At 33.4% G+C, this 17,700-nt stretch carries 17 protein-coding genes and 2 pseudogenes; 5 read left to right on the top strand and 14 right to left on the bottom strand.

Annotation, left to right across the window (positions count from 1 at the left end; genetic code table 11):
- The first annotated feature begins 8 nt into the window (after positions 1 to 8).
- The 3 genes from X924_RS08320 to nagA all read left to right on the top strand — a co-directional run bounded on the left by X924_RS08320 (position 9) and on the right by nagA (position 3,211).
- Complete coding sequence (locus X924_RS08320; RefSeq protein ID WP_121958438.1) at positions 9 to 962, top strand: ABC transporter permease; 954 nt, start codon at positions 9 to 11, stop codon at positions 960 to 962.
- Between the two features lie 12 nt (positions 963 to 974).
- Positions 975 to 1,805, top strand: a complete 831-nt coding sequence (locus X924_RS08315) for an ABC transporter permease (RefSeq protein ID WP_121958437.1) — start codon at positions 975 to 977, stop codon at positions 1,803 to 1,805.
- 320 nt (positions 1,806 to 2,125) lie between these two features.
- On the top strand, positions 2,126 to 3,211 hold the full coding sequence (nagA, locus tag X924_RS08310) for an N-acetylglucosamine-6-phosphate deacetylase (protein ID WP_121958449.1): 1,086 nt from the start codon (positions 2,126 to 2,128) through the stop codon (positions 3,209 to 3,211).
- A 171-nt stretch (positions 3,212 to 3,382) separates the two neighbouring features.
- Here nagA and X924_RS08305 read toward each other — a convergent pair whose 3' ends face one another.
- From X924_RS08305 to X924_RS10405, 5 genes are all read right to left on the bottom strand, one after another.
- Positions 3,383 to 4,483 (bottom strand): M14 family metallopeptidase, encoded by a 1,101-nt coding sequence (locus X924_RS08305; RefSeq protein ID WP_158245357.1) that lies wholly within the window; start codon positions 4,481 to 4,483, stop codon positions 3,383 to 3,385.
- A gap of 14 nt (positions 4,484 to 4,497) precedes the next feature.
- Positions 4,498 to 5,892 carry a YfcC family protein gene (locus X924_RS08300; RefSeq protein WP_121958447.1) on the bottom strand — a complete coding sequence of 465 codons (1,395 nt, stop codon included), beginning with the start codon at positions 5,890 to 5,892 and terminating at the stop codon, positions 4,498 to 4,500.
- Between the two features lie 203 nt (positions 5,893 to 6,095).
- Entirely contained in the window at positions 6,096 to 6,980 is an 885-nt protein-coding gene (locus X924_RS08295) for a DUF4438 domain-containing protein (protein WP_199172684.1), read from the bottom strand.
- A gap of 104 nt (positions 6,981 to 7,084) precedes the next feature.
- Entirely contained in the window at positions 7,085 to 7,237 is a 153-nt protein-coding gene (locus X924_RS10175) for a hypothetical protein (RefSeq protein ID WP_158245356.1), read from the bottom strand.
- 149 nt (positions 7,238 to 7,386) lie between these two features.
- Positions 7,387 to 7,512, bottom strand: coding sequence for a hypothetical protein (locus X924_RS10405; RefSeq protein ID WP_255398043.1), 126 nt, complete (start codon positions 7,510 to 7,512; stop codon positions 7,387 to 7,389).
- Between the two features lie 273 nt (positions 7,513 to 7,785).
- On the opposite strand from X924_RS10405, the gene X924_RS08285 reads away from it, so the two are divergent.
- Entirely contained in the window at positions 7,786 to 7,986 is a 201-nt protein-coding gene (locus tag X924_RS08285; RefSeq protein ID WP_199172683.1) for an ABC transporter ATP-binding protein, read from the top strand.
- A 37-nt stretch (positions 7,987 to 8,023) separates the two neighbouring features.
- Here the strand turns inward: X924_RS08285 and X924_RS10500 are convergent, their stop codons facing one another.
- The 6 genes and pseudogenes from X924_RS10500 to X924_RS08255 all read right to left on the bottom strand — a co-directional run.
- Positions 8,024 to 8,224 carry a type I restriction enzyme endonuclease domain-containing protein gene (locus X924_RS10500; RefSeq protein ID WP_121958445.1) on the bottom strand — a complete coding sequence of 67 codons (201 nt, stop codon included), beginning with the start codon at positions 8,222 to 8,224 and terminating at the stop codon, positions 8,024 to 8,026.
- 51 nt (positions 8,225 to 8,275) lie between these two features.
- Positions 8,276 to 8,584: a M48 family metallopeptidase gene (locus tag X924_RS08275; protein WP_121958444.1), complete on the bottom strand. Its 309-nt coding sequence runs from the start codon at positions 8,582 to 8,584 to the stop codon at positions 8,276 to 8,278.
- Positions 8,581 to 11,532 (bottom strand): type I restriction endonuclease subunit R, encoded by a 2,952-nt coding sequence (locus X924_RS08270; protein WP_121958443.1) that lies wholly within the window; start codon positions 11,530 to 11,532, stop codon positions 8,581 to 8,583. The genes X924_RS08275 and X924_RS08270 overlap by 4 nt, the downstream gene beginning before the upstream one ends.
- The gene (locus X924_RS08265; protein WP_121958442.1) at positions 11,529 to 12,836 is read right to left on the bottom strand and encodes a restriction endonuclease subunit S; all 1,308 of its coding nucleotides are present in this window, start codon (positions 12,834 to 12,836) and stop codon (positions 11,529 to 11,531) included. Before X924_RS08265 ends, X924_RS08270 begins: the two co-directional genes overlap by 4 nt.
- Complete coding sequence (locus X924_RS08260; RefSeq protein ID WP_121958441.1) at positions 12,836 to 14,371, bottom strand: class I SAM-dependent DNA methyltransferase; 1,536 nt, start codon at positions 14,369 to 14,371, stop codon at positions 12,836 to 12,838. Before X924_RS08260 ends, X924_RS08265 begins: the two co-directional genes overlap by 1 nt.
- Positions 14,372 to 14,438: 67 nt before the next feature.
- Positions 14,439 to 14,651 (bottom strand): annotated as a pseudogene (locus X924_RS08255) (hypothetical protein); the annotation flags it as partial.
- Between the two features lie 224 nt (positions 14,652 to 14,875).
- Between X924_RS08255 and X924_RS08250 the strand changes: the two are divergent.
- A pseudogene (locus X924_RS08250) lies at positions 14,876 to 15,178 on the top strand (ATP-binding protein); the annotation flags it as partial.
- Positions 15,179 to 15,208: 30 nt separating this feature from the next.
- On the opposite strand, the gene mcrC reads toward X924_RS08250, so the two are convergent.
- The 3 genes from mcrC to X924_RS10250 form a co-directional block, all read right to left on the bottom strand.
- Entirely contained in the window at positions 15,209 to 16,255 is a 1,047-nt protein-coding gene (gene mcrC, locus X924_RS08245; protein WP_121958440.1) for a 5-methylcytosine-specific restriction endonuclease system specificity protein McrC, read from the bottom strand.
- Entirely contained in the window at positions 16,255 to 17,280 is a 1,026-nt protein-coding gene (locus X924_RS08240; RefSeq protein WP_121958439.1) for an AAA family ATPase, read from the bottom strand. Before X924_RS08240 ends, mcrC begins: the two co-directional genes overlap by 1 nt.
- Positions 17,281 to 17,591: 311 nt before the next feature.
- Positions 17,592 to 17,700 (bottom strand): ATP-binding protein (locus X924_RS10250; protein WP_233186626.1); only part of this gene is annotated, 109 nt, incomplete at its 5' end.

The following is a 17,700-nucleotide window of genomic DNA, read 5'->3' as shown; positions in this document are numbered from 1 at the left end:
GTGATTTGGTGAGTTTTACTTATTTTCTACGTAGATTGTTACTCTCTATTCCTACTATTTTTATCGTTACTATTATTGTTTTTACATTAGTTAGACTTGTTCCTGGTGATGTAGTTGATATTATTATTGGAACACAAAATTATCTATCTGAAGAACAAATACAAAAAATGTATGAGGATTTTGGATTAGATAAACCCTTATTTACTCAATATTTCATTTGGATCAAAAGTGTTCTAAGTGGAAATCTTGGTATTTCATTAAGAAGTGGGGAAGATGTTGCAGACATGATACTGCAGCGTCTTCCCGTTACTTTAGAGTTAGCTTTGTTATCGATAATATTCAGCATAATCTTAGGCATTCCTCTTGGTATAGTTTCAGCTACAAAAAAGAATACTCCTGTAGATAGCACAATAAAAGTATTAGGACTAATTGGTCTATCTTCTCCTGCTTTTTGGATTGGTACAATTTTTATAGTTCTTGTTTCCACTTATTCTAAAAATTTTTCGATTTTTGGATATGTTCCATTTTTACAAAATCCTTTAAAAAACATACAAATTTTTTTACTTCCTTCTTTTACTCTTGGTTTGATGATAGCAGCTCAAATACTAAGAATTACGCGAACAAGCATGATAGAAACTTTGTCACAAGATTACGTTAAAGTTGCCTTGTCAAAAGGTTTGAAAAAAGACGAAGTAATTTTTAAGCATGCGTTTAGAAATGCTTTAATTCCTGTAATTACTTTTACAGGAATACAATTAGGATTTTTATTTGGTGGAAGCATTGTTATAGAAAATATGTTTGCATTACCTGGGATAGGAAGACTATTACTTCAAGCAGTTAACCAAAGAGATTATCCAGTAATACAGGGAATAATCTTATTTATTGTGGTCTTAATTATTGTTTTAAATTTATTAATAGACTTTATATACACGTTAGTTGATCCACGTGTAAATCTGGAATAAAGGGGAAATTAGATGAAAAGATTTTTAAAAAATTTTAGCAAAAACAAACTAAATTTAATAAGCGCATTTATAATATTTTTGTTTATATTTATATCTTTTTTCCCAAAACTGTTCGCCCCATTTCCTCCAAACGAAATGAATTCTAAATATATTTTAAATCCTCCAACTCGCGAACATATTTTTGGTACAGATCAATTTGGTAGAGACATTTTTTCAAGATGTATTTACGGAATTCAAAATAGCTTGCTAATAGCTTTAAACTCAATAATTATAGCTTCAATAATAGGTACTTTTTTAGGAATCTTAGCTGGTTATTATGGAGGTATAATAGATCAAATAATTTCAAGAATAATAGATGCTTTTTTCGCATTTCCTTCGTTAGTATTAGCTTTGTTTATTGTAGCATTATTTGGAACTAATATGATTAATTTAATTATCGCAATAGGTATAATATATATTCCAATCTTCGCTAGAACAATAAGAAGCTCAACCATTTCTATTAAAGAATCAAATTATGTAAAAGCCTCAAGAGCTTTAGGAAAAAGTGATTTAGGAATAATGATTTCTGTTATTTTTCCCAATATACTATCAATATTTATAGTTAGTTTCACCATGAACTTTTCCACAGCCATATTGACGGAGGCATCTTTAGGATTCCTTGGTTTAGGAGTTCCACCACCTGAAGCAACCTTAGGAAATCTTGTAGGTCAAGGTACTAATTTCATTATGGTAGCTCCTTGGGTAACATTATTTCCAGGTTTGGTGATTGCAGTTATCGTATTAAGTGTAAATATCCTTGGAGATGGGTTAAGAGACGTCTTGGATCCTAAATTAAATCGCTAATTTTAAAAGGGTCCAGGGCGAAGTCCTCTCCTTTTCTTCTCAGTATAAAGTACCGACTACCTCAAAAAATATTATTGACTTTAGAAATAAAGCTTTTGAATTTTAAAAGGGTCCAGGGCGAAGCCCCATCCCTTTTTCAGTGTAAAGTACCGAGTACCTTAAAAAATATCATTGACTTTAGAAATAAAGATTTTGAAAAAAGTTTTTGAATTTAAAACGGGTCCAGGGCGAAGCCCCCCTCCCTTTTTCAATATAAAGTACCGAGTACCTTAAAAGAAAAAAGCCTTTGATTAAAATTTTTACACTTGGAGGATAAAAACATGAATTTAAACAGAGTTTTGATTGTTGATCCAATAAAAGGTGAATTTACCGGTGATATTGAAATAAAAGATAAAAAAATTTCACGAGTTATAGTTAAAGATTATCATAAATATGATTACATCGTTATGCCAGGCTTTGTAGATACCCATACTCATGCCCAAAAGAAAATAGACACAATGAGCGCATCTACAGAAGATTTTAAAAATTGGGCTAAAAATAATTTCTCATATGGGGTAACATCTTTTTTCCCTACCACTGTTTCTGCATCAAAAGAAGAAATTTTAAGCGTGTTAAAAAATACTAAAAATGTAGGTTTATCAATAGAAGGAGTTCATTTAGAAGGGCCTTTTCTCAATTTAGAAAAGAAAGGAGCTCAAAACCCTGACTTTATTAGGAATCCATCGCTTGAAGAGTTAGAAGAGATCATTGAAGAACAAGTGAAATTAATTACCATGGCTCCAGAAGCTGAAGGCTTTTTCGAAGTAATTAATTATTTAAAAGAAAAGAATGTAAAAATTTCTTTAGGACACTCAATTGCTACATACAATATTTTCAAAAGAGCTTTTCAAGAAGGAATAAATAGAATTACCCATTTTCCAAATGCTATAACTCCTTTACACCATAGAGAAATAGGTGGCACAGGAGCAGGTTTTCTTTTAAATTTCAAAATAGAAATTATATGTGATGGCATTCATTTATCTCCTGAATTTGTAAATTTAGTTTATAAAACAAAGGGAGCTAACAACATAATTTTAGTTACTGATTCAATGGAAGCTGCTGGTTTGGAAGATGGAAACTATAATTTAGGAGGACTCGATGTAACAGTAAAAAACAAAGAAGCAAGACTTAAAGACGGAACTATAGCTGGAAGTACTTTACTATTCAACGAAGGAGTTAAAAATTTTAAAAAATTTACAAATTGCTCATTTCAAGAATTATCTAAAGTATCATCTTATAATGCCTTAATAGACCTTGGAATAACTAATAAAGGCAGAATAGAAACAGGATATTTTGCAAATCTCGTCGTTTTAAATAAAGACTTAGATACAATACAAACAATTTTTGAAGGAGTTATTACTATGTAAAGGCTTAAAAGCACTCTCAATTACGTATTCTCATAAAATAAAAGTATTCGAACTATTTCAACATAACAGAAATTTTAAACATTTTTAGACTTCATCTAAAACTTGTATTTTGCTTTAAAATAATGTATTCAATTATATAAAAACACTACTAAGATCCTCAATTTTATTAAATTAGTTTTCAACTATAAACCCAAAATACTTTAAAATCCCTCTCAATGCGCTTTTAGAATCATTCTCAAAATTTTCTTTCCAAATTTTCTCTTCTGGAAAAAACATTTTTTTAAATAATTTATCAATTCTTGACTGAATCCTACTATTTTTCGTTCCATAATAAAATGCTTGGTTCTCAAGAATTAGAGTTTTTAAACTTTTCAATTGACCTATTAACCCTTCACCTAAGGTACCATATTCGAAACATGTTGAATAAAAGTTCGAAACATTTTGATATTTTTTATATATATAATCGATCATATCTCCACTTATATCATAGAATGAATCTTTGCTTACTTTTGTAATTGGAGAATATTCAAAATCTTTTTCTAATTTCTCCTTTTTATCATTATAAAAAGATGAATTAACAATTATCATTTTATTTTTTGGCCCTGCCCCCGTGTGAATATCAAAATGTAAGACAAACCCATAACTATTATATATTTTTTCGTAAACTTCTTTTAAGTACTTCGTCTCTTTTTGCTCGAGTCTACCACCATAATAAACACTATTTTCATCAATATATTGTCCTTTTGTTAAAGCTTCAGTTATTCCTTTTATTCCCAAAGAAGTTAAATAAGGCAATAATTGAAAAAAACTGAATACCAAATTCAGATCAGAAGTTTTAACAAGTCTTTGTTTCTTGAAATACTTTCTCATTTTTAAATAAGATTCATTTTCCAAATCATTATTTTGAAATAAAAAATTTCTATTCAAATCGACGTTATTTTCATTAACTCTTCTTTTATTTTTCATCCCCCAAGGATTTATTGAATGTATCAAAAATAAAGAAACTTTATCATGTTTTATCAAAGACAAAAATTCCTTTACAAAAATTTGCAAAAACACATTTCCAGCATATCCTTCTATTCCATGTAAACCAGTCGTTATCAACAATATCTTGTCATTGGTTTGATTTTCACATCGAAAACTATCTATATAACAATCCTCTTCAACCAGAAAGCACTCTTTAGAAACTAAAGAGTAGTATTTTGATAAATCATCCTTAAAACTCATAAATTCTTTTCTACAATTATTATAATCAAAATGATAATTATACAAGATTTTCCCTTCCATCAAATTGGTCCATAACCTATTTTTACTGCAATAAACAAATAGAATAATGAAATTAAAAACATTACTAATTGGATTTTCCATACAAATTTAAACCATTTTAAATAACTAACTCCCGCAATACCTAAAGCAATCAATAAAACCGCATTAGTAGGGTATAATAAATTACTAAAACCATCCCCAAAGACAAAAGCTTGAACCGCTGTTTGCCGAGTTATTCCTACCAAATCTGCCAAAGGTGCAATAATTGGCATTGTCAAAAAAGCTTTAGCCGAAGCTGATCCTATAAACAAATTCATAATAAAAAAGAACAAATATAAAGAAAATATCGCCCCAACAGGATCAAAATTAGAGATGATAGACGATACATTGTATAATATTGTATCTAAGATCTTCCCATTTGTTATAATCAATTTAACAGACATTGCCATTAGTATTAAAACAACACCTGGTAGTATTGGAATAATTCCTTTAAAAAAGTCTTTGATTACTTTCATAATGTTTTTCTCTATAACATAACCAGATATTAATCCAGCTAATAAAAATAATACCCCAGCTATAGGAAGCATCATACTACTCATAAATCCAGTAAATCCAGAAATCAGAATTAACAAAAAAAGTATAGAAATAATTAAAATCAAAACTTTAGAAGCCTTTGATACATCTTTGTTATAATCTAAAATATCATCTTTCTGAGGTACTACTTTATGTTCATGTTTTTTAGTATATTGAATCATAAAAAGGAGTAATAGAATATACGTAGTAAGGAAAATAATTATTCTTAACCCAATTCCTGAAAACAAAGGAACTTCTGCAATACTCTGAGCTATTCCCAAGCTAAAAGGATTTGCTATTGCAGCCGAAAAACCAAACCCTGTTGCTAAAAGACTCATTCCCAAACCTGTTAAATCATCCCAACCTAAAAAATATGAGAACATAATAACTATTGGAACCAAAGGAATAATCTCTTCAAAAATCCCCATTAGTGCACCTAAAAGCATAAAAATCAAAATAATTAAAGATAACAAAATCGTTTTTTGATTGTGATATTTTGCTACAATTTTTTTAATAATATACTCTATTACATGATTTCTGTTTAAAACATATATTGAACCAGAAACCACTAATATAAAAACAATTATCGTAATAACAAGAGCGGCATCAGAACTCCATAACACTTCAATAGGAGCGCTAAACCATCTCCAAATTGGATAATCAGGTTTATCAATAATTTGATAAGAATTTTCAATTATAATGGTTCTTCCATCAATTATTTGTCTTTGATACTCTCCCGAAGGTAACACTTTTGTTAAAATCCCCGCAATCATCATAATTGAAAAAATTATTAAAGCAGATGTTATGAAGGTTTTTCTCCCTATTTGTGCCGATTTTTCCATATATCTGCCCCCATTTAATAAAAATGAAATTTTTTATTTTCTATTATACACTACCTTTTAAGCCATTACAATAACAAACTGACCTACTTTCGCATTCTCGACAATCTTAAGTGCTTCAACCCATACACTAAAAGTATCATGAGCTATTTCAAGCTTGTCAGAAATTTAAAACATATTAACCTCCATTTAAAATTAATAATTTTTTACTTCTCTTCAAATCTACCAATCTTAAGAATTTTTGCTATATTCGCATCTTGTGAAATAATCGGCTTTAATATGCTCTTTGCACATGTCATCAAAATCGTCACTCCAGGCCCATGTCCTGCTAGTTTACAATCGCTGTGTATAATCACACCGATTGAGGCGGCACCTTTCCTGTAACATCTACCATAAGAATTGTCATGATCTTGTATGTACACCAAATCCCCAAATCTTAACTCAGTCAAGCCATACTCTTTTAAAGCATTATAATCAGCTGTCATAATATCATAATCCCCTGTTCCCATAGTTGTAGAACCTATTCCCGATCCCATCAAAAAAGGAGGAACTACCGCAACAACAGGAACATGTAGTTCACCATTTTTCTCAATTATACCCATCTTTTCCAAAAGATTCGGATCTAAATTGTACACATGTACATCAGGATAATCTAACAATTTCAAACCTTGTCCGAAACCTTTAATTAAAAATTTATCATCAAGGGTTAATTTATCCAAAACTTCTTCAGAAAAATCAATAAGAATATGTTCTGCACCACCATGATGCCCAGTAACAATTCCTTTTGCTCCTTTAGCATCCCCTGTAACAACCTTTGCTTCATTACCAACGCATGAATAAAAATGGTAACCTCTATTTTGTGGGGAATTTCTATCTTTCTGATCTAACAACGTAGAAACTCCAGGCTCCACATGATCAACTTCCCAACCAAAAGCACAGTCCCCAACTCTAACGTTGTATGTGATGCCACCTGTTCCAGGCAGCAAAAATGGTTCTCCACTATGAGAAACAGAATGTCTACCCGTATGTTCTGGATTAGAAATAGTACCTTGTACAGAAATCATAACCAATCTATCCCGATTTGTTCTCACTCAAACATCCTCCTTTTGCATTTAATTAAATAATCTTTTATTTATTCTAATGATACCCTTTTATTTATTCTAATGATACTATTTATAACAAAATTAAAAAAGATTTATTTATAACTGAAAGAACTACTCTGTGAAGATGGATAAATAATCATAGGCGATATAGCTTTTAAAACAAGAACATTGTTAGAAAAATGTAAGAAAGACTGTGCAGAATATTGGGATGACGAAGAAACATACATCGTTTTTGACGAAATCAAAGAATTTTCCCCCAACAAAATATTCACTTCATCCCAATTTCTTATTGTGCAGGAATCCTACATCTTACAGTTACAGTAAAACTTTTATAACTCTATTCCTTAAACAAATCCTTAAATTGTTAAAAACCAGCGAAAATAATACTCAATTTTTACAATTTTATAGCTTGTTCTATTTTTTCTAATTCTTTCATATAATTTTCTATGGTTATTTTTATTTCTTGATATTTTTCTAAGTTATCTATCTTATTTTGAATGTCTTCATGACTTTCTAACATTTTTGTCTTTGTTTTGGTGTTTATGTCTTAAGGAGGATACCCTTCTTTCGAAATGATAAAACAAAATATAGAGTCTCTACAACAAATTAAACAACCTCAATTAGTAGAAGTGACATACACAAACTTTCATATAAAAAACGGATTAAAATCCAGTGATCTAAAATCATTCTTTTTTACAGAATTTAAAATAGAAAATATATGGAAAGTCTGTTATAAAAGTATTAGGGAAAGCTAGAAATTGGAGGATTATTTGCGATAAGAGGAAATATCTCCTTGGACACTTTAATTGCATTTTATTCTTTTGTACCATCGATTTATGAACCAATTAGCATAATAAATGAGAATTTAGTCCAACTACAAAGAGCAGCCATACTCTCCCATCGGTTCTTTGAAATACTCGATCTCCCTGAAGAAGAAAGTGACAGGATTTTGCCTTTCCCTTATATAACTGTCAAAGTCAGGATATATATTTAATAAAAGAGGATTATGATTATTACTCTTTTTCCATTGGCTAAGACAGAACTAACTCATCTACAATCATTTCTACCTGCTTGATAAAGGTTTCGGTAGCTAACTTTTGCATGTCGAGCGGGTAATCATACCTCCTCAAAGTCCTTTTTACCGCTACTCTTAACTTGGCTCTGGCACTCTCTTTTATGGTCCAATCAATGGATGCGCAATTGCTGACCCCTGCTACCAACTCTTTCTTAATAGTTCTTAAGACTCAACATTTTAATTCCCAAATTTCTTGCACTTATTTTTGCTAAGCAACTGGAGGCTCAGTTTCTCCTCCGTTATTTGAGTTGATGCTTGCTTGCAGATATGTATCTAATAGAGAGTTGAACATTTTGCCGTGATTGGGATATTTTAGATGAAGGAGTTCATGTAAAATCACTTTGAATCTTACTTGTTTAGGTTCATTCAATAAGGATTTATCGAAAGTTAATCTACCTCTACTTGAGCAACTAGCCCATTTTCTTTTCATCGTCTGAATATGGATTTCTCGGGGGTTAACTCTCACCTCTTTAGCTAACATTAAAACATCTTTTTTAAATTCTTCGGGAGCTATCATTCTGTACCACCTGCTTTAAGTATATCCATTATGTTCTGAACCACCTCTATGGCTTTGGGAATATCTGTCGGGCATAAATTTAATATAACTTCATAGAGTTTAGACCGGACTTCTCTTTCGTATTTTTCACTTTTTTGCCAGTGGGGATACTTTTCAAGTACTTCTTTCATTTGATTGGCCATTGTCTCAGCGTCTCGGAAACCTTTTTCTTTCAACATCCAGTAAATGGTGAAAATATCAACAGACATACCTTTTTCCGCTTGTTCCTTCTGAGCAGAGTTGATTTCATCAATTATTTTCTTCAGCTCATCAAGTGTTTCCTGGGTATTTTTTTGCCTGCTCTCATACAGCTTGGTTATCAACTCAGCTTTCTCAGCAATAGAAATCAAATAAGGGGATTGGTCTCCTTTTTTTTCAACCGTGAGGGCAATGCTCTTTATCAGGTTGAATATCTTTTCTGTGTCAGAGGCTTTACTTTTTTCAATTCTTCTCAGAGTTTCTTCGTCTATTTCACAGATATCCAGCGTAGGTCCAATTACGCCGCTTCCGGTATGCTCCTGAACGAGAATAGCAGTCTTTCGAGTAAATTCTCTGTCTATAGGAATCCCCCGCTCATAGTTTTCTATAAGACTTTTATACATCCTGGAAAGTGTTTCATAGTCGTTTGCATAGGGTCTTAAAAAAGCATCCGGTGAAATAATCTCATAAATAGCAGATAACTCTTTGAAGAATTTATAAAATTCCTTTCTCTTCTCTTCATCTCTGAAGTGTTCCAACACTGCTTCAAATGCCTTATCGGGAGTTTTTCCTTTGATAAGAGTAAGGTGTTCCTCTCTGGCCTTTTTCATTTCCTCCTCAAATCTCTTCTTTAAAACCTCAATATCCTGGACAATTCCCTCGATATCTTGAGAGTCAAAAGCCAGAGCTTTTTCAAGGTTGTCAAAAATACCGACAAAGTCGAGGACAAATCCGGAGGACTTTTTTCTTCCTTCATCATCTTCATAAGGCCTGTTTACTCTTGCGATAGCCTGTAAAAGGACATGGTCTCTCATTGGCTTATCCAAATACATACAATAGAGAATCGGCGCATCAAAACCGGTAAGCAGTTTTTCTGTCACAATCAATATTTTCGGTAGCTCATCAGGCTTTCTAAAAGCATTTCTTATCCTTTTCTCTTCAATTTCTGAAATACGGTATCTGGAAAGTTCAGGTGGGTCATTATAAGAGGGACTGTAAACAACTTTGGAATAATCGGGTGGTAAATATTTGTCCAGTTCTTCTTTGTATAGAGCACAGGCTTCTCTATCTACAGCAACCAAAAAGGCTTTATATCCCATAGGCTCAATATAGTTCTGATAATGATCAACGATATACCTGGTGACTTTTTCAACTCTTTCTCTATTTTTGAGCATATTTTTGAGGGTTACTGCCTTATCCAGCACTTTGTTTAGTTCCTCAATATCGCTCATTCCTTCAGCCTCAGCCAGGTCGAGGAATTCTTTTTCCAGCAATTCTTTATCAACCTGAAGCTCATTAGGGGCAAGGGTGTAATATAGAGGAACAGTGGTACCATCTTCTATAGACTCGGCAATACTGTATTTATCGAGGTATCCTTTGGGTGGGTCGTCTCTACCAAAGGTGATAAATGTTCCTCTACCATAACTGGTTTTATCAATAGGAGTGCCTGTGAAACCAATATACGTGGCATTGGGAATCGCGCCCATCAAAAAATTACCCAGTTTCCCACCCGTAGTCCTGTGTGCCTCGTCTACCAAGACAAAAATATTCTTTCGAAGATTTATATTTTCAGGCATATCCTCAAATTTATGAATCATTGTAACAATCAAGCCTCTTCTATCTCGAGAAAGCAGATTTTGCAGATGCTTTTTATTCTCTGCAACCTCCACATTTTCAATGCCGAGAGCAGCAAGATTTCCAAAGAGCTGACTTTCCAGCTCATTCCTATCTACAAGCATAATAACTGTTGGATTCTCAAAAATAGGGTTTTCTATTATCTTTTGGGCAGCCACTATCATCGTGTATGTCTTACCTGAACCCTGGGTATGCCATATCAGGCCTCTTTTCTTGGTTGAATCTTCTGCTCTTTCCACTATTTTATTAACTGCTCTCATCTGGTGGGGCCTTAAAATAACTTTTTTGCGTTCATCATCCTGCTTGGTAAACATTAGGAAATCCACAAGAAGTTTAACCACTCTTTCTCTATCTAAAAATGTTTTAACCAGGCTTTCAAAGTCGCCACTAACTTCTTCTTTCCAGTTAAAGAGGAGTTTCTCAGAGGTGTTCCAGGTGCCGCTATAGTAATACTTCAAGATGTGAGTCAGAGCATAAACCTGGAGAACAGCCAGAAGCTCAGGACATTCTCTGTGATATCTTTTCACCTGTTCTAAAGCTTCGCTTATCCCTCCTATCTTATAAGCGGCTTTTGTTTCGATGAACAAAAGAGGGACACCGTTTACGAGGAAAACAATATCCGGCCTGATAGTCTTAATCCCGTTGGTAAATTCGAACTCATCGGTTACGTGAAAAGTGTTCCGGTCTATGTCTTCGGTATCCAGAAATTTTATGTTTCTCTCCCGCTTTTCACCAGGAACGAATATCGTTCCTAAGCCTTTGAGATATTTCCAGACGGTAAAATTACCTTCAATGTTGGGTGGAACAGTTTCCAGCTTTTTAATTACCTCTTCGGCAAGAAGATGGTCCATAAAACTAGGGTTGAGTCTTTGCATCTGATTGATGAATATCTCCTTGAATACGAGACCCGTCTTGCCACCTCTCAACCTTAATGCTTCATTAGGGCTGACATATTCCCATCCCAGCTTTATGAATATTTTGTTTCCATCCTCGGAAATATATTCTGCCGATTGCTCTTTTACATAGTTAATGATAGGGTTCTGAACGGCATATCTTTCCCCTCCCAATGAACTCATGCTCCCACCTCCAGGTTATTGACTCTTATCTTAGCAGTCATAAGGTTATGCAAAAGAGTCTTAAACAAGTCCTCCAGGGCTTTCTTTTTATCCTCCTCTGCTTCAATCTTCCGGTCGATAGCAGATAGAATCGAGGCAATCTTTTGTTGAACGGGGAGAGGAGGAAGAGGAATTAAAATGTTCAGCAGATCTTTTCTCGGTATTCCTTTGATAGTCGCCCCCCGCTTATTGTTTTCAAACCATTTTTGAATACCTTCTATTTTAAAAAAGTATGCTATAAACACAGGTAACATGCGTTGTGTGTTAAGTTCAATAGCCGTAAGATCTTGATTTATGGCAACATCTAATCTAGTAATAACAGCCTTTCCTACGCCCACACGAGTTCCAACTAAAAGAGTATTCCTAGGTGTAATCTTCGTTGAAGAAGATTCTAATCCACTTTTGGTAATTGTCTTTTGAAATTTATCAAGAAATACGTCCTCTTCTCCGATTATTGCTGATGTAGTCCAAGGTATGCTGCCATTCCAATATTCTTCTTTTGATGTAGAGGGAGTACCTCCACTATATGATTTATTAGCAACATCTCCCAGCCTTACCACTTCCCACTCCTCCGGTATCATACCTACTTCTGTCTCCTTGAGTGGTACATTTTCTGCATCCGGTAGTGCCACAGGACCATAGGTGAAGAGGTAGCTCATCATCGATTTTTTGAATTCCTTGGTGGCTCTTATCACTGCCTCTGTTTTCTCTTTTGCCTCTTGAACAGCGGAGAGAACAGCGGCAATTTTTTCCTGCTCAGAAAGAGGAGGAAGAGGAATTTTGAAGTCCGATAAATCTCTATAGGATAAACTTCTTCTCACGCTTCCTCTAGACATCGCAATTCTTTGTATTTCAGACATGTAAAATGGACTTTTCAAAAGTCTAAAGAGAAATTCAGGATGCAAGCAATCTGTTCTTTTGACTTTAAAAACCACATACGCAGGACTAACCAACCCTATTATTTCCTTGAACAGTCCAATAGAGCCTACATTGATCCTATAAGGATTATAGGCAAAATAACCCTGCCGAACTATTTTGTAGTTATCCGTGTCTTTGCTATAAACTCGCTTTCCAAAAAACCTATCAGAAAGAACAAAACCTTCCATATTTGAAACAGTAAACACTTTGAGATCCACGTTACTTTTATTCTTTTCTTTTAATTCTTCTATGGCATCTCCCAGCTTCACCACTTCCCACTCCTCTGGTAGTGGTCCGAGTTCTGTCATTTTGAAGTCTTCTGGTAGGCCTCCCTTTAGCTCATACATTAAAGCTCCACCCCCAACCCTTTTAGTATTTCCTTTAGTTGGGCATCTGCTTTTGCTCTTTCTTCTTCTGCCTCTTTTAACTGGACAATGGCATCTTCTAAAGGTAGGGTATCATCTTCACCATTTTGAGCAACATAGCGAGAAGGACTCAAGTTATAATCATTTCTGGCTGCCTCTTCTCGGGTGATGATTTTGCTTATACCTTCTTCCTCTATCCAGTTAAGATATATATCAGAAATTTGCTTTATGTTCTCATCGGGGAAGTAATTTTTGGGTCTACCTTTTTTAAACAGTTTAGAAGCGTTGATGAGCAATATCTGCCCTTTTCTCTCGTCTCGCTTAGATTTGTTAATTACTATGATAACTCCTGGTGCGGTTGTGTTATAAAACAGATTTTCTGGCAGCAATAAAACAGCTTCTACAAAATCTCCTTCGACAAACTCCTTTCTTATATCCCTTTCCCTATTCTTTCCCACATTCCCGCTACCCCGGGAAACTGCACCGGTATCGATTACTACCGCCATTTTACCTTTTTCATTCAAAGATGCAAACATATGCTGAATCCAGCCCCAGTCTGCACTGCTGGAAGGAGGATAACCAAAAATGAAGCGATTGTATGGGTCATTCTCATAAGTAGAGGGAGGAAAATTCTGGTTCCACATCGGGTTGGCAGTAACGAGGTCGAATTTTCTGAGCGACCCTTCTGGCGTTAAAAATGCAGGCCTATTCATTGTATCCCCGAGAGCAATATGAGCTTCCATATCGTGAATAAAAGTATTCATCTTGGCTATGGCAAATGTGGAATGTAGTATCTCTTGGCCATAAAATTTTAGAGGTTCAAGAGAAGAATCCCCTCCATATTTCTCTTTAAACCGCAAATGAGATTTTATCAGTAAACCTCCCGAGCCACAGCAGGGATCATATATTTCATCCCCGGGCTCGGGGTTCAGTATGTAAGACATCAATATAGCAACTTCTCCGGGGGTGTAAAATTCTCCGGCGCTTTGTCCAGAACCCTCAGCGAACTTCCGCAATAGATATTCATAAGCCCGCCCTAAAATGTCAGCATCTACATCATCTAAGCCCAGTCGGTATCTACCTAAAACATCTATGAGCTCTTTTAATCTATCATCGCTGATAATTCTCTGTCCTGCAGCAGTGGCATTAAAATCTACTGCATCCACAACGCCCTGAAGTTTGGAATTTTCTCTGGCGATGGTGCGAACAGCATCGGTTAGATATTCTCCAACATTGGTGGTCTGTTTGGCAATTTCCTCCCACCTGGTCTTTTTAGGGAGATAAAAACGGACGAGGTTGTGGTCCTGGGCTAATAACTGTTCAACAATCTCCCTTGAGCCGTACTTTTGGGAGAGTCTATTTATTTCATCATCGAATACATCCGAGAGCCTTTTTAAAAATACAAGGGGCAGAATGTAATCTTTATACTTAGGAGCATCGATGGGACCCCTAATTTTACAGGCAGCTTCCCATAACCAGTTTTCCAACGTTTTTACGTCAAGTTCATTTCCCTGCATAGTTTAACCTCCCCCTTCCCTGCATAACTGCTTTTAGGTCTTTATGGACATCATTTAAAAACGAACCATCGTTTAATCCGCCAAGGCTTGTTGGGCCGAGGTTGCCGCGGGCATATAACTTGGGCAAGACTCCTTTAAGCGATGGATTTTCTTTTTCTTTTGTGTCCTTGTGTTTGTATTCCGCAGCATCAATGTTCTTTCGCAGCTTGTCGGCAGCCTTCCAAAGCTGCTTCTCAAGAGGCTTTTCTTGATTTACATTATTCTTGCTTTTTTTTGCCATCTATATATTTCCCCTCTTCTAAATAATTGCTCATCAAACAATTTTTTATTTTATAAAACTAATTAGAAAGAAAAGATTTCAGTTTCTATAAACTACCTAAAATGCTTATTCGCCCCTCTTTTACTCTAATACTTTCAAGAGGTGTTTATCTTTAATATTATATCAAACAATTACCCATATACAAACTTGGAGAAAAATAAGGGAATGATAAAACAGCCTTATAAGAGATATTGAATTTAAAAAGTTTAAGATTTGTGGAGAACAATGAAAATATACTTTTTGTAGGAACACCTAGTGTAGGTAAGACACATTTAGCAGTTTCAATCGTAATAGAATGTGCAAAACACATATATTCAACATATTTTATCAATTTCTATGACTTAATCTCACAACTAAAAAAGCCATTATTGGAAAATAGACTACAAACAAGACTAAAACATTTTGCAAAATGCAAAGTTCTTGTAATAGATGAGATAGGATATTTGCCTATAGATAATGACAGTTCTAACCAATTTTTTCAATGTATCTTTCATCACTCTTTTTCAACAATTTAGAAATTACCTATTTTTTAAAAGTTCTAATTCTTCTACTATTTTATTTAATTGCTTTTCTATTTCTCTAAAATTTGTATTTAAATCCAAAGTTTTCACGCTTATTCGATTACCTCCAATGATGTAATCTTTATTTAAATCAATATCTTCATCAGTTTTGGCATACAATAGTAGACCACTTACGTTTCCTGAATTTGTTTTATCTGCATTTTTTACGTAAGCGTAAATTTGATACAAGTTATTCGATCGAATCGTTTGAGCGTCGTATAATACATTTTTTTGCATGGTTTTAGAATAATATTTTGTATCGATAATTAAAATTCTCTCTTTTCCTTTAAGCATGACGTCAGTTTTCATCATCGGTAAAAATTCTGTGTCTTCATTATCTGTGTCCCACTTGATAATGGTGGAACTGGGATCAAGTTCTCGATAATGTTTACGATAATAATTGAGAACAAATTTCTCAAAAAGTTTGCTCATGCGCTGATCGTCTAAATATTTTGCCAACTTTTTGGTTCCTTTTTCTTCTGTCATCAGTAATCCGTTGATAATTAAATAACAGATATTCAGCAACATCTCATACGTTGCATTGTTTCTGTGATAAGTTAAACGTGACCACTGTATTTTGTAAGGATCTATTTCATCTATTTTGTTAAAGTAACAAATCAGTTTTTTTAAAGATTGCTTTTGTTTTGCTTCAACATCAGGATTTCGAATCAACAAGTTCATGGTTGTTTTTAAAATTTGATTCAGATAAGTATTTTCAGTAAACTCGTCATAGACACAAACCATTTTTGAACGTAACATTGATTGCTGCTTAATAGAAGAAGAGATATCAATTTTTCCTCTTAGATAACTTGTCTCTTCGATTCTAATTTCATAATCTTTGATAATGCCTTTTTTAATTTGTTCAGCAATTCCTAAAGCTAAAATTTCAGCAAATAAATCTGCTGCATTTTCAAAATCCTCAGTTTCAAGTTTTTTGTATGAATCTTTTTTCAAAACTTCAAAAGCATAACACAACATGTAGTAAATATTTTGAATCTTAATCATTATTTAATAACACCTTTTAGTTCTTCTTCCCACTTTTTACATTTTTCTGAATTATCGTACCAATATTCTTTTAAAAGTGGAATTATTTCATATTCAACAATATTTTCTAACCACTCGTTTGTTACAGGTTCACCATTAGAGCAAAAGTAGCTATGACCAATTTGAAATCCTTCGCCTAAAGAGTCTTCTTTACGAATTTCCTCGTTCAATTCTTCGATTTTGTCAATGAGGGATTTAAATTTAGGATTGCTGTTTTTTTCTATAATATTAGTTTTAAAAGTATCTGATTTAAAAGCAGGTTTAAGATCAATGAATGAAAATCTTCTTCTTAATGCGTAATCAATTATTGCAATGCTTCTGTCTGCTGTATTCATCGTTCCTATTATATACAAATTTTCGGGAACAGTAAATAATTCATCCGTATAAAGTAATTTAATCTCTTCCCCTCTTTTATCTTTTTCTATGAGCATAAGTAATTCTCCAAGAATCTTGCTTATATTACCTCTATTTATTTCATCGATTATGAAAAAGTATTCTCTTTTAGGATCATTACTAGCTTTTTTACAGAACTCATAAAAAGGTCCTGTTTTAAGTTCAAAACCGTCTTCTTTTGGGCGATAGCCTAAGATAAAATCTTCGTAACTGTAGCTTTGATGAAATTGAATCATTGTTACTCTTTCAGTATCCTTTTCTCCAATAATAGAATAAGCAAGTCTTTTTGCAACGAAAGTTTTCCCAACACCTGGTGGACCTTGTAAAATGAGATTTTTTTTCATTTTTAATAAATTTACAAGAGTGTTGTATTTTCTTTCATCCATAAAAACTTCTTTAAGAAAGTCTTCTTTTGTATATTTTTCATATTTACTTTCTTTATATTTTTCGTCAAGTTCTTGTACAGTTTTTTTCAAGGTTAATTCTTCGTCCTCATTTATGTTTGTTTCCTTATTTTTATTTTTCCGCAATTTCAATGCTTCATATGACAAATCTGGAAAACTGTGATGAGGATTATCAGGATTTTTAAACATTTCTTTGAATACATCTATTATATCTAAGTAAATATTTCCATTAGGGGGATTCTTTAAGTTTGAAATGTTTAAGATATTTTCACGATAAAGCGAATCTTCTTTTAATAAATATTCTCTGTTTGGCTCGTCAAGACTTAAATAAGAATATGGTCTGATCCAATATAGTATAATAGTTATGTTCCATTTTATACCATATTGTGCGCTTACCTTGTCAAAATTTCTAATGAAGGTTATTTTATTTATTTCAGAAGTGTAAAAGTCAATACCATAGTGTACAAAAAATGGAAAATAATAATGTACAAAAAATAGAATTAAGAATTAGAAACGTTTGAAAACAAATCCAGTTTTTCTTTTAATCTGTAAGATTCTCCTTTTATTGCAATCACATGTGAATGGTGCAAAAGTCTGTCTAAAATAGCT

Source organism: Petrotoga sp. 9PWA.NaAc.5.4 (assembly GCF_002895485.1).
Lineage (GTDB): Bacteria > Thermotogota > Thermotogae > Petrotogales > Petrotogaceae > AZRK01.
The sequence above is the reverse complement of the archived record's forward strand: the minus strand, read 5'-3'. Positions and strand labels throughout refer to the sequence as shown.